Below are 13,206 nucleotides of genomic sequence, written 5' to 3'. Positions count from 1 at the left end.
CCACGCGGCACAGCCGCCCACGCGGCACAGCCGCCCACGCGGCACAGCCGCCCACCCGCAGGGGTCAGTTGTCGCGTGGGCGGGAGACCGTCCGGACCAGGCGCTCGGCGACCTCGCGCAGCGGGATGTCCAGCGACGAGGCGGCGGTCCGCAGGACGTCGAGGGCCTCGGCCGGCGGGCATCCACGCTGCGTCATGATCACGCCGATGGCCTGGCCCACCACCCCGTCGTGCAGGAGTGAGGCGTCCCGCTCACCGGCGAGGGTGAGCTGTCGGCCGCGGTCGCGGACGGCGGCGAGCAGCAGACCGGCGTGTTCGGCGAGCAGCATCGCGGTCAACTGGTGTTGCGGGGTCAGCAGGTCCGGCGCGGCGGCGTACAGGTTGATGGCCCCGATCACCTGGTCGTCGATGTCGACCGGTGCGGAGATCACCCCGCGTACGCCGAGGTCGCGGGCGTGTGCCGTCCAGGCCGGCCAGCGGGGTTCACCGGTCAGGTCGGCGGCGAGGATCATCTCGCGGCGGTGGATCGCGCTCATCGCCGGCGTGTCCGGCCCGTGTCGCAGGTCGTCCAGCCCGGCCAGCCCCTCGTCGGAGGCGGCCACCCCGGCCGGCTCGCCGGCCCGCAGGGCGGTGAACCCGCACCAGCGCACCCCGGCGACGGCGTCCCGGGTGACCCGGACCAGGGCCAGCAGCGCCTCGTCAAAGTCGGTCAGGGCGATCAGCCCGGCGGTCAGCTCCCGTAAGAGTGCGGCTGCTTCCAGGACGCCGAGGGTGTGCACCACCGGTTCCCGCGTGTCGAGATTCACCGGTTCGCAGCCTCCGTGCCGTCTCGCGCCTGCCCGGCACGCATCGTCACCTGTGTCATCGTCTGCTCTCTCCCGACTCGACCGACCAGCCCTACTACCCTGGGAAACCTGGGTCGAAACGGCGTAAATCGGAGCCCCGGTCGTGCGCGGAGGCGCGATCGGGGCCCCGACTGTCGATACGTCAGCGCGAGGCGCCGCTGAGCCGCCGCCCGATCGACGCGATCAGACGGTCGAGCTCGGAGCCGAACGGGTTGTCGTGCACCAGGTACGTCCAGGTGGCGGTGGGCCGGACCAGGGTGCCGTCGTCGGGCTGCCAGTCCTCATCGAATTCGGTCTCGGTGAAGGTGGCGATGGTGCGGGCCTCGATCTCCGGGATCAGGTCGTTGAACGCCGGCACCGCAGCCCGGTGGAACTCGTCCAACGGGTCGAGCCGGCCCAGCGCGCGCAGGTGCACGCCCTCGCGGACCTCCGACAGCTCGGCCAGGTGCTCGGCCCAGAGCCGGTCCAGGTGGTAGAGCGCGATCGACCGGGCGGCTCGGGCGAGCAGGTCCTCGTCCATCTCGCCGGCCTTCTCGGGCTCCTTCTCCAGCAGCATCACCGCGGCCACGTCGCTGGTCAGCAGCCGCTCCCGGCGCGCCGCGAGGGCCTTGCGCTGCTGCTCGATCACCACGCTGTAGCGCCAGGTGTTGCGGTGGATCTCGTGGTTGACGCCCTCGGCGACCCGCTGGGCGTGCTCCACCGCGTAGTCGACCTGCTCGTCGGTCACCAGACCGTCGGCGTTCATCCGCGGCGAGGCCGGCACCGAGTCGGCGGCGTGCCGGACGACGAGGTCGTCCTCCAGGCTGACGAAGAAGACCGAGCCGCCCGGGTCGCCCTGCCGGCCGGCCCGACCGCGCAGCTGGTCGTCCACCCGGCGGCTGTCGTGCCGGCCGCTGCCGATCACGTAGAGCCCGCCCAACTCGGCGACGCGCTCCTGGTCGGTCTGGTCGCTGCCGCCGAGGCGGATGTCGACGCCCCGGCCGGCCATCTGGGTGGAGACGGTCACCGCGCCGTACGCGCCGGCCTCGGCGATGATCGCGGCTTCTTCGTCGTCGTTCTTGGCGTTCAGCACGACGCAGGGCACCCCGGCGGCGTTCAGCCCGGCGGCCAGCCCCTCGGACTCCTTGACGTCCAGGGTGCCGACCAGCACCGGCCGCCCCTTGGCGTGCCAGCGCTGGATCTCGTCGATCAGCGCCTCGTCCTTCTCCGCCCGGGTGGCGTAGATGCGGTCCGGCTCGTCCTCGCGGATGCACGGGGTGTTCGGCGGGATGACCGCGACCTCGAGGTCGAAGAACTCCCGCAACTGGTCGCCGACCAGCACCGCGGTGGCGGTCATCCCGCAGACCTTCGGGTAGAGCGCGATGTACGCCTGCATGGCGATGGTGCCGAGCACCTCGCCCTCGGCGGTGGCGTCCAGCCCCTCCTTGGCCTCGACCGCGGCCTGGAGACCGTCCGGCCAGCGGCGGCGCTGGGCCACCCGGCCGCGCATCTCGTCGACCAGCTCGACGGAGCCGTCCCGGACGATGTAATCCACGTCACGGTGCAGCAGGGCGTGCGCGTGCAGCGCCACGTTGACAGCGGAGAGCTGCGCGACGTGCTCCTCGTCGTACAGGTCGATGCCGAGCTTGGCCTCCATGGCGGCCAGGCCGGCGGAGGTGAACGCCACGCTGCGCCCGTCCTCGGCGACCGTGTAGTGCTTGTCCTTGCGCAGGCCACGCACCAGCGCGGCGGCGGCGTGCACCGGGTCCTGCTCGCCCGGCACAGCGCCGGCCAGGACCATCGGCACCCGGGCCTCGTCGATCATGATCGAGTCGGCCTCGTCGACGATGGCGGTGGTCAGCGCGGGCTGCACCCGATCTTCCACGTCGGTGACCAGCTGGTCGCGCAGGTAGTCGAAGCCCGCCTCGCTGACCGAGACGTAGGTGACGTCGCAGGCGTACGCGTCGCGCCGCTCCTGCGGGGTGGAGGCCTCGTTGACCCAGCCGACGGTGAGGCCGAGCAGGGTGTAGACCGGCTCCATCCACTGGGCGTCGCGGCGAGCCAGGTAGTCGTTGATGGTGAGCACGTGCACCGGGCCGTTGCCGAGCCGGACGTGCCCGTACGCGGCGACAGTGGCGGTCAGTGTCTTGCCCTCACCGGTGGCCATCTCGGCGACCTTGCCGGAGAGCAGCGACATCGCGCCGAGCAGCTGCACGTCGTACGGCCGCTGGTCGAGGCCACGGCGGGCGGCCTCACGGCCGACGGCGCAGATCTCCTCGTAACCGGCGGCGGCACCCGCGGCCGCGGTCAGCTCGGCGTCGTCGAGCGCGGTGAGCTCAGCCTCGCGCGCCTCGATCGCCGGGAGCAGTTTTTCCAGCGGAGCAAGATCCACGGTCGAGCCGGGGCGCTGGAGGAACCGCCGGAACTTGCTCTTGAACCGTTGCGACACACCCATGAGCGGCAACGGTACGCGATTCCGGGCGGCGCGCGCGGCCCGGCCGCCCGGCAAGTCGGCCTTCCTGGGGCGCGGTCAGCCGACCAGCAGCTGGTGGCTGGCGAGTTCCCGGTACAACGGGTCGGTGGCGGTCAGTTCGGAGTGGGTGCCCACTGCCACCACCCGGCCGCCGTCGAGGACGACGATCTGGTCGGCGTCGACGACTGTGGCGAGCCGGTGCGCCACGATCAACAGGGTCCGGCGGACGGCCACGGCGTCGATGGCGCGGCGCAGCGCGACCTCGTTGCGGGAGTCGAGGTTGCTGGTCGGCTCGTCGAGCAGCAGCACCGGCGGGCCGGCGAGCAGCGCGCGGGCGATGGCCAGGCGCTGCCGCTCACCTCCGGAGAGCAGCACGCCGCCCTCGCCCACCTGCACGTCGAGGCCCAGCGGGGTGCGGTGCGCCAGGTGGCCCAGGTTGACCTCATCGAGGACGTCACGTAACCGGTCGTCGGTGGCGTCCGGGGTGGTGATCAGTAGGTTCTCCCGCAGCGTGCCGGCCAGCACGGGAGCCTCCTGCTCGACGTAGCCGAGGCGGGCCCGCAGCGCGTCGCGGGGCAGGTCCCGTACGTCGGTGCCGTCGAGTCGGACCGCGCCGGCGCTCACCTCGTAGAAGCGCTCGACCAGGGCCAGCAGTGTGGACTTGCCGGCGCCGGAGGGACCGACCAGGGCGGTCCGGGTGCCGGCGGGGACCGCGAAGCTGACCTCGTTCAGCACCGGCTCGCCGCCCGGGTAGCCGAAGCCGACCCGGTCGAACTCGATCATCGGGGTCGGGCGGCGCGGGGTCGCCGTCGCGACGGCGGACACCGGCCGGTCGTCAGCGCCCTCGGCGGGCACCGCCAGGATCTCCTCGATCCGCTGGAGGGCGCCCAGGCCGGACTGCAACTGGGTGTACGCCCGCAGCACCTGACCCAACGGCAGCGCCAGTAGGAACAGGTACATGACGAACGCGACCAGGTCGCCGACGGAGATCGCCCCGGCGGCGACCCGCGCCCCACCGATGCCGAGCACCAGCAGGAAAGCGCCCTGCACGGTGACCGAGCCGATCGGGCCGACCAACGCCTGTACCCGGGCCACCCGCAGCCCCGCCGCGTACGCCTCCCGCGCGCTGCCGGTGACGGCCTCCGTCTCCCGGGTTTCGGCGCGGCTGGCCCGGATGGTCCGGGCCGCCGAGATGGCCCGCTCCACCGCCGAGGTCATCTCGCCGATCCGTTCCTGGGCGACCCGGGCCAGCGCCCGGACCCGGCGGGCGAAGGTGGCGGCGAAGACCAGCCCCAGCGCCACCCCGAGCAGGGTGACGCCGAACAGCAGCGGGTCGAGCAGCACCATGGCCGTGCCGGCGCCGACCACCGTCACCGCCCCGGTGACCGTCTCGAACAGCCCGGAGGTGACGACCGCGCGCAGCAGTGTGGTGTCCGAGCCGACCCGGGAGAGCAGGTCGCCGGTGCGTCGGCGGTCATACTCGGCGATGGGCAGCCGCAGCAGGTGGCCGGCGAGCCGGCGCCGGGTGCCCAGAACCACTCCTTCGGCGGTGCGTTGCAGCAGGTAGTCACGCAGCCCGCCGATCGCCGCGCCGAGCACCACGAGGGCCACCAGCACCGCCACCAGCCGGGACACGCCCTGCTCGGCGCCGATCCGCTCGAGCACCGACCGGGTGAGCAGCGGCTGCGCCAACGACGCCGCCGAGCCGACAAGCGACAGCGCGCCCACCACCACCAGGGTGCCGCGGTGCTCCCGCAGGTACGGCAGCAACGCTGACAGGCCGACCGACCGGCCCGCGGGGTTGTCGCCGGCCGGTCGGTCGGTCGAGGTGTCGCCGGGAACCGGCCGGTCCTGCACGGTGCTCATGTCGCGAACGGTAGCCGCCCCCGGCACGCGGCGACGGCGGGTCAGGAGGCGAGCACCACCTGAAGCTCCTGGCGGCGACGGTCGGCCAGGTCGGTGAGGAGCGCGGGCGCCTCGTCGAACGGCACCACCGCCGAGACGAGGTGCTTGCGGATCGCGTCGCCGTACGCCCTGAGCAGGTCGACGGTCTCAGCGGAGAGCCGCTCCCGGTCCCAGGTGGGCGCGAGCCCGCGCGGCACCCGGCCGATCTGGGCGCAGCGCAGCGACAGCCCGTTGTGGTGGAACTCCTCACCGAGGCGGACCGCGTCCGCGCCGCCCTGGTAGAAGGCGAGGTCGATGACGGTGCCCTGGGGCCGCAGCAGCCGCAGGGCGAGGTGCAGCGCCCACGCCTGCCCCCGGCACTGGAACACCACGTCGGCGCCCCGGTCGCCGGCGGTGTGCGCCCACCGGGTCTTGAGCACCACCGCCGGGTCGTCCGCCTCGGTGTCGAGGGTTTCCAGGCCGAGCGCCTCGGCCACCTGGCGGCGCTGCGGGGTGGGGTCGAGCACCACCACCGACGCGGCGCCGTTGCGGCGGGCGAACAACGCCGTCAGCAGCGCCACGACACCGGCGCCGACGACGGCGACCCGTCGGCCGCGTACCCCGTCGCCGAGCGCGCGGACGTCGGTGCCGTGCAGGTCGGCGGCGGCGTGCAGCAGACCGTTGGCGCAGATCGGGCCCATGTGCGCGACGTACACACCGAGCAGCGGGTCCAGGTCGTCGGGCAGCGCCACGAACCGTTCGGCGACCGGGTCGGCCAGCCAGCCGGTGCGGTGCCCGTACGTCATCGCGCCGACCGTGCCCACCGCGACGGCCGGGGTCTCGCTCTCCACCACCCTGCCGACCTGCATGTAGCCGAGTCGGGTCACCGGGTAGGGCGTGCTGGCCGCGCCCGGCTGGAACAGGCCCAGGTCGGCGTTCCAGGTGACGTTCAGGTAGGGGTTCGTGCCCTTGACGTAGCTCAGCTCGGTGCCGGCGGAGACACCGCTGAACAGCGTCTCGACCCGGAACGTGCCGGGGCGCAGCGGGGCGGCGTCCTGCTCGACGAGGTCGACCCGGCCGGGACCGGTGACCACCACGACCTTGTCACGCATCGACCGTCACCCCGGTGGCGAGCACCGCGGGCGCGGTCGCGGTGGCGAGCCGCACTGTGGCGCCGGTACGGGCCGAGTCGGCCACCGCGAGGGCCAGGCGCTGGGTCGCGAGGGCCTCGGCGTACGGGACGCGCACGTCGTCGCCGATGCCGCGGACGGCGTCGACGAAGGCGCGGTCCACCGCCACCCGGGCGGCTTCCGGGTCGGCGGGGACGTGTCGTTCGCCGTCGGCGTCGCGGATCGACAGCCCGTCCTCGGTGAGCGCGAGGGCCAGCCCGTCGGCGAGGATCTCCAGGCCGGCGCGGTGCTTCCAGCCGAGGACGCAGGCGGCGCTGAGCGTGCCGACCGCGCCGTCGGCGAAGCGCAGCGTGGCGGTGGTCACCGAGTCGATGTCGGCGCCGTCGACCGGCGGTGGGGTGCCGTTGCCGTACGCGGTGACCTCGGTGACATCGCCGGCCAGCACCCGGATCAGGTCGAGCACGTGGGCGGCCTGCTCGACCACCGGCCCGCCGGAGCGGTCCCGCCGCGACCACCACGCCACCGGGGGCACCTTGTCCAGCCAGGCGCCGCTGACCATCCGCACCGGACGGTCGGCGAGCAGGTCGCGGGCCTGGTCGAGCACGCTCAGATAGCGCCAGTGGTGACCGACGGCGGTGCGCAGCCCACGCCGCGCGACCAGGTCGGCGATCCGCTCGGCGGTGCTCAGGTCGACAGCGACGGGCTTCTCCACGAACATCGGCACCCCGGCCTCGATCACCGCCTCCTCGGCGGGGCCGTGCGCGAACGGTGGCACGCAGACGTACACGGCGTCCAGATCGGCGGCCAGCAGCTCGGCGACGTCGGCGTGGACCCGCCCGCCGTGCTGTGCGACCAGCGCGGACGCGGCCTCCGGCGCGACGTCGGTGACGCCGACCAGCTCGACGTCGTCGAACCCGGCCAGTACCCGCGCGTGACGCTGTGCCACGCCGCCGGCTCCGACCAGACCCACCCGGCAGTTCCGCATCCCGACACCCCTTCGAAGACGTTTCATGTGCGATGGGAGCAGTCCCCTGGGGTGTGCGCAATCAAACGTTCATCCCCCGGGAACGAATTGTCGTCACCTCTGTGATCAAGCTGTTGCCGAGAATGCGGTTAGCGCGTGATGAGGAATGGGAACAACCAAATTCGGTTTTTCCACGCACGAACGGAGGGGTGCCCGTGCGGGATATGACATCGAGCGTGTCGCCGGTGGTGGAGGCATGGGCCACGTACCGGACGACGTCGGCGGCCGACTGGCCGACCCGTCGGCTGATGCGCGCCAAGGGTGAGACCCGGGTCAGCGTGGTGCTGCCGGCACGCAACGAGGAGGCCACCGTCGGCGCGATCGTGTCGACCATCAGGGAGCACCTGATGGATCGGGTGGCCCTGGTCGACGAGCTGATCGTGGTGGATTCCCGCTCGACGGACCGGACCGCCCAGGTGGCCCGCGCCGCCGGCGCGGAGGTGGTGAGTCAGGACGCGATGACCCGGGGGTTGCCCCGGCTCACCGGCAAGGGCGACGCGCTCTGGGCCGGGCTGGCCGCCGCCGAGGGAGACGTGGTGGCGTTCATCGACGCCGACCTGCGGGAGTTCCGGCCGCACTTCGTGAGCGGGCTGCTCGGTCCGCTGTTGACCGACCCGTCGGTCGACTTCGTGAAGGGCTTCTACCACCGGCCCCTGGTGGGCACCGCCAGCGTGGAGCAGGACGGCGGGGGCCGGGTGACCGAGTTGATGGCCCGGCCGCTGCTCAACCTCTTCTGGCCCGAGCTGGCCGGCTTCGTGCAGCCGCTCGCCGGCGAGTACGCGGGCCGCCGGGACGTGCTGGCCCAGGTGCCGTTCGTCTCCGGGTACGGGGTGGAGACGGCCATGATGATCGATCTGCTCGACCTGGTCGGCCTGGACGCGCTGGCGCAGGTCGACCTCGGTGAGCGCAAGCACCGCCACCAGGACACCGCGGCCCTCGGCCGGATGTCCGCGCAGATCATGTTGACCGCCTGGTCCCGGTTGCAACGGCGCGGCTGGGCCACCCCCGGTCTGGCGCCCGAGGCGATGCTGACCCAGTTCCGTCGCGGTGGTTCGGACACCCTGCCCAACCTGGACCGCGAGATCGTGGTCAGCGACGTCTCCATCGAGGAACGCCCGCCGTTGGCCGAACTGCGCCACCGGGTGCCCCGCCGCCGGGTGGCCGCCGCGTGAGCGCGACGAGCCTCACCGTGCTGATGAACGCCGGCCCGTGGCTGTCGGTGCCACCGCCCGGCTACGGCGGCATCGAGAACGTCATCGCCACGCTGGTGCCGGAGCTGCGGCGACTCGGCGTCCGGGTGGTGCTCGCCTCGGTGGGCAGCAGCACCCTGCCGGTGGACGAGCAGCTCTCGGTCTTCGCCGACGGACAGTTCGCCGCGTTGCAGCGGCCGTACAACCAGGTTTGCGGGATCGCCCAGGCCCACCTCGCCGGGGTCGTCCGGGAGCTGCACTCCCGCGACGACATCGACCTGGTGCACGATCACGTCGAGGCGGTCGGGCTGGCCACCCTCGCCGCGATGGGGCCGGCCGGACCGCCGACCCTGCACACCCTGCACTGGGACCTGGCCAAGCACCCGGCGCTCTACGGCAGCCTGGACGGCGGCGACCGGGTCCGGGTCAACGGCGTCTCCGCGTCGCAGCTGGCCCGCGCCCCGCTGGCGCTGCGGGAGCACTCGGTGGGGCACGTGCACCTGTCCACGCCGCTCGCCGTCGACGCCGACCGGCGGCCCCGACCGGACAAGGGCGAGCACCTGCTCATCCTGGGCCGGATCAACCCGGGTAAGGGGCAGGACGTGGGCGCCCGGCTCGCGCACCGGGTCGGTATTCCGCTGGTGCTGGCCGGCCCCGTCGGCCCGTACCACCGGCCGGCCGACCTGGCCGCGGCCGGCGACGAGGCCCGGCAGAACCCGGACGTACGGTTCTTCCTCGACGAGGTGGCACCGCACGTCGACGGTGACCTGGTCCGCTGGGTCGGCACAGTGGCCGGCCAGGAGCGTGACGACCTGCTCGCCAGCGCCCGCGCGTCGCTGTTCCCGCTGCGGTGGGAGGAGCCGGGCGGCACTGCGGTCGTGGAGTCGCTCGCTCTGGGTACGCCGGTGGTGGCCACCGCCCGGGGCTGCCTGCCGGAGCTGATCGAGCACGGCCGCACCGGGCTGCTCACCACCGACGAGGAAGAGTTGGGCGACCTCGTCCTCGCCGCCGAGTTGCTCGACCCCGACGAGTGCCGGCGGGTGGCAGCGCGGCGCTTCACGCCCGCGGTGATGGCGCAGCGTTACGTCGAGCTGTACGAGCGGGTCCGACAGTCGGCGAGCGCGCCGCGGTTGCTGCCGGCCTGACCGACGGCGGGGCCGGCCGGTTTGCCTGTCGCGCCAGCGGGTAGCCGGCAGCGCTCATGCCCGCCGCGCGACGAGGAGCCGGGAATGGTCGGACCGATGGCGCACTCCCGGGCCCGACCGAACCCGGCCGACGGCAAACCGCCGGTCCGGCGCGCGGCGGCAACCGTGGGGGTGCTGTTCCTGCTGGTCGGCGTGCTCGGCTTCGTGCCGGGGGTCACCACCGGGATGGACGCGCTGCGCTTCGCCGGCCACGACTCGGGCGCGTACCTGTTCGGCGTCTTCCAGGTGTCGGTGCTGCACAACCTGGTGCACCTGGCGTACGGGGTGGTGGGTCTGCTGTTGGCCCGGACGGTCACCGGCGCTCGGGCGTTCCTGATCGGCGGTGGCGCGGTCTACCTGGTGCTCTGGCTCTACGGGCTGGCAGTGGATCACGACACCGGGGCGAACGTGCTGCCGGTCAACGACGCCGACGACTGGCTGCACCTGGGGCTCGGCGTCGGCATGATCGCACTGGGCGTCCTGACCGGCCGGCCCCGTCGCTGACCGCCGATCCCCGTCCTGACCGGCCGGCCCCGCCCCTGACCTGGGGTTGCGGGGCGTGACGTGCGTCGCCCCGCCGTCGGTCCGGTTTGATCGGGAACGGCCTCGGGTAGTTGGCAGATCCCGACCCAGCAGCGAATTGAGGCGCCGATGTCGAGCGGGATCACCTGCGAGGTGCGTACCACTGCACCGGTGGCGGTCGTCCGGCTCACCGGTCCCCTGCACCTGGGCACGATGCGCTCGGTGCACAAGGCGCTCAGCGACGCGCTGGTCGACCAGCCGGAGGCGCTGGTTGTCGACATGGCCGGGGTGAGCGTGGAGGACCGGTTGGCGCTGTCAGTGTTCGCCGCGACCGCCCGCCGGGCCGAGGAGTGGCCGGCGGTGCCGGTGCTGCTCTGCTCCCCGTCGCCGATCGCCGCGCGATGGTTGGCCGAGTCGACCACGTGCCGGGTGCTCCCGGTCTCCGCGGACTGCGCGGAGGCGACCCGGTTGGCCGGCACGACGTCCACGTTGCGGATGCGGGCCCGGCTGGAGCCGGTCGCCGGGGCCTGCCGGCGGGCCCGCGAGTTGGTCACCGAGGCGTGTGCGCGGTGGAACCTGCCCGACGCGTCCGGCCCGGCCGCGTTGGTGCTGAGCGAGCTGGTGGGCAACGTGGTGCGCCACGCCGGCACGCCGATGCAGGTGACGGTGACCCTGCGCCGGCCGTATCTGCACCTGGCGGTGGTGGACGGCAGCAGCGCCGAGGCCCGTGCGGGCGGGACGGACCTGCACGCCGAGGGTGGGCGAGGATTGATGCTGGTCCGGGAGCTGACCCAGCGGTGGGGCAGCGTGCCTGCCGGTCAGGGCAAGGCCGTCTGGGCGATGCTGCCGGCAACCTGAGGGTTCGAGGCGCTTGCGCCCGGTACCAGCGTTCTGACCGAATTTACCGCTCTGGCCTGGTTACATGGTGCGAGGGTCGGGTAGGCACGCCCGTCCTTTCTACCGTCACGACGGGGTGAGCAGCCATGCCCAAGCGGGTAACCACGGAACCCGGTCGCGATCGGGGCCCGGCGATCCTGGCACCGGCACGTTTCGGGGGCTTCCCGGGAGCGGTACGGGCGCCGATCCCCGGCAACTCTCTGATCAAGTTCCTCGCCACTACCGACCACAAGCAGATCGGCCTGCTGTATCTGCTGACCTCCTTCGGGTTCTTCCTGCTGGCCGGCCTGGAGGCGATGCTGATCCGGGCCGAACTGGCCCGCCCGGGGATGCAGTTCCTCTCCTCCGAGCAGTACAACCAGCTCTTCACCTCGCACGGCGCGGTGATGCTGCTGCTGTTCGCCACGCCGGCGGCGTTCGGGTTCGCCAACTACATCGTGCCGATCCAGATCGGCGCACCGGACGTGTCGTTCCCCCGTCTCAACGCGCTCGCCTACTGGCTCTACCTCTTCGGCGGCCTCATGGTGGTCGGCGGGTTCCTCGCCCCGGGCGGCTCGGCGGACTTCGGCTGGACCGCCTACGTCCCGCTGAGCAGCGTCGAGAACAGCCCCGGCGTGGGCGCGAACATGTGGGTGCTCGGCCTGGTCGTCTCCGGGCTCGGCACCATCCTCGGCGCGGTCAACCTGATCACCACGATCCTCACCCTGCGCGCGCCCGGCATGACCATGTTTCGGATGCCGATCTTCACCTGGAACATGCTGTTCACCAGCGTGCTGGTGATCCTCGTCTTCCCGCTGCTGGCCGCCGCGCTGCTGGCGCTCTCGGCCGACCGGTTGCTCAACGCGCACGTGTACGACGCGGCCACCGGCGGCCCGATGCTCTGGCAGCACCTGTTCTGGTTCTTCGGCCATCCCGAGGTCTACATCATCGCGTTGCCGTTCTTCGGCATCATCACCGAGATCATCCCGGTCTTCTCCCGCAAGCCACTCTTCGGCTACACGGGGATCGTGCTGGCCACCATCGCCATCACCGTGCTGTCGATGACGGTCTGGGCGCACCACATGTTCGCCACCGGCCAGGTGCTGCTGCCGTTCTTCAGCATCCTGAGCTACCTGATCGCGGTGCCCACCGGTGTGAAGTTCTTCAACTGGATCGGCACCATGTGGAAGGGCCAGCTCACCTTCGAGACGCCGATGCTGTTCGCCATCGGCTTCCTGGTCACCTTCCTGCTCGGCGGCCTCACCGGCGTCCTGCTGGCCAGCCCGCCGGTCGACTGGCACACCCACGACAGCTACTTCGTGGTGGCGCACTTCCACTACGTGGTGTTCGGCACAGTGGTCTTCGCCCTCTTCGGCGGCTACTACTTCTGGTGGCCGAAGATGACCGGGCGCCTGCTCGACGAGCGGCTCGGCAAGGCGCACTTCTGGACCATGTTCATCGGCTTCCACGGCACCTTCCTGGTGCACCACTGGCTGGGCAGCGAGGGCATGCCGCGCCGGTACGCCGACTACCTGCCCACCGACGGCTTCACCACTCTCAACACGATCTCCAGCATCTTCGCGTTCATCCTCGGCCTGTCCACCCTCTTCTTCATCTACAACGCCTGGAAGTCCTGGCGGTACGGGGCTGTGGTGACGGTGGACGACCCGTGGGGCTTCGGCAACTCCCTCGAATGGGCCACCAGTTGCCCGCCGCCGCTGCGTAACTTCGACCGGATGCCCCGGATCCGCTCCGAGCGCCCCGCCTTCGACCTGAAGTACGGCCCGCTCGTCGCCGATCTGGGCCGCGACCTGCCGCAGCGCACCACCAAGCCGCCGCAGCAGTTCGCCGAGGAGTTCCGGTTGGAGCACCACGCCCCGGAGTCGCCGTCCGCCGAGGGCGCGCACGGCGCCCGCGACGCTGTCGACTACCAGCCGGCGCCGCGCTCCGGCGCCCGGCCGGTGGACGTGCCGGAGCCCGAGGGCGTCCGCCGGCCGAGCTTCGAGCAGAGCGACCCACCGAAGGACGCCGAGGACGCGCCGAAGCCGCACGAGCGTTGGCGCCACCCGCACAGCGACGGCAACCCCGAAGAGCACTGAC

Annotated in this window: 10 protein-coding genes; 5 read left to right on the top strand and 5 right to left on the bottom strand. The window is 72.4% G+C overall.

Annotated elements, in window-relative coordinates; all coding sequences use genetic code 11:
- Positions 1–64 precede the first annotated feature (64 nt).
- The 5 genes from AB0C20_RS15355 to AB0C20_RS15335 form a co-directional block, all read right to left on the bottom strand.
- Positions 65–805, bottom strand: coding sequence for a GAF and ANTAR domain-containing protein (locus tag AB0C20_RS15355; protein ID WP_357186779.1), 741 nt, complete (start codon positions 803–805; stop codon positions 65–67).
- 181 nt (positions 806–986) lie between these two features.
- A complete protein-coding gene (gene secA2 / locus AB0C20_RS15350) occupies positions 987–3,278 on the bottom strand; it encodes an accessory Sec system translocase SecA2 (protein WP_357186782.1) in 2,292 nt (763 codons plus the stop codon).
- 75 nt (positions 3,279–3,353) lie between these two features.
- Positions 3,354–5,162 (bottom strand): ABC transporter ATP-binding protein, encoded by a 1,809-nt coding sequence (locus AB0C20_RS15345; RefSeq protein WP_357568212.1) that lies wholly within the window; start codon positions 5,160–5,162, stop codon positions 3,354–3,356.
- 41 nt (positions 5,163–5,203) lie between these two features.
- On the bottom strand, positions 5,204–6,292 hold the full coding sequence (locus AB0C20_RS15340; RefSeq protein ID WP_357568211.1) for a zinc-binding alcohol dehydrogenase: 1,089 nt from the start codon (positions 6,290–6,292) through the stop codon (positions 5,204–5,206).
- Positions 6,285–7,295, bottom strand: a complete 1,011-nt coding sequence (locus AB0C20_RS15335; RefSeq protein WP_357186791.1) for a Gfo/Idh/MocA family oxidoreductase — start codon at positions 7,293–7,295, stop codon at positions 6,285–6,287. The genes AB0C20_RS15340 and AB0C20_RS15335 overlap by 8 nt, the downstream gene beginning before the upstream one ends.
- 194 nt (positions 7,296–7,489) lie before the next feature.
- On the opposite strand from AB0C20_RS15335, the gene AB0C20_RS15330 reads away from it, so the two are divergent.
- The 5 genes from AB0C20_RS15330 (at position 7,490) to ctaD (ending at position 13,205) form a co-directional block, all read left to right on the top strand.
- Positions 7,490–8,506, top strand: a complete 1,017-nt coding sequence (locus AB0C20_RS15330; RefSeq protein WP_357186794.1) for a glucosyl-3-phosphoglycerate synthase — start codon at positions 7,490–7,492, stop codon at positions 8,504–8,506.
- Positions 8,507–8,529: 23 nt separating this feature from the next.
- Positions 8,530–9,669 carry a glycosyltransferase gene (locus AB0C20_RS15325; RefSeq protein WP_357187046.1) on the top strand — a complete coding sequence of 380 codons (1,140 nt, stop codon included), beginning with the start codon at positions 8,530–8,532 and terminating at the stop codon, positions 9,667–9,669.
- Positions 9,670–9,753: 84 nt separating this feature from the next.
- Positions 9,754–10,212, top strand: coding sequence for a DUF4383 domain-containing protein (locus tag AB0C20_RS15320; protein WP_357186797.1), 459 nt, complete (start codon positions 9,754–9,756; stop codon positions 10,210–10,212).
- Positions 10,213–10,359: 147 nt separating this feature from the next.
- Entirely contained in the window at positions 10,360–11,088 is a 729-nt protein-coding gene (locus tag AB0C20_RS15315; RefSeq protein ID WP_357186800.1) for an ATP-binding protein, read from the top strand.
- A 125-nt stretch (positions 11,089–11,213) separates the two neighbouring features.
- Positions 11,214–13,205, top strand: coding sequence for a cytochrome c oxidase subunit I (gene ctaD, locus AB0C20_RS15310; RefSeq protein ID WP_357186803.1), 1,992 nt, complete (start codon positions 11,214–11,216; stop codon positions 13,203–13,205).
- The last annotated feature ends 1 nt before the right edge of the window (position 13,206 follow it).

This window comes from Micromonospora sp. NPDC048843 (assembly GCF_040649965.1).
GTDB classification, from domain to species: Bacteria; Actinomycetota; Actinomycetes; order Mycobacteriales; family Micromonosporaceae; genus Micromonospora; species Micromonospora hortensis.
Note: the sequence above shows the minus strand (reverse complement) of the source record. Positions and strands in the feature narration are given on the sequence as shown.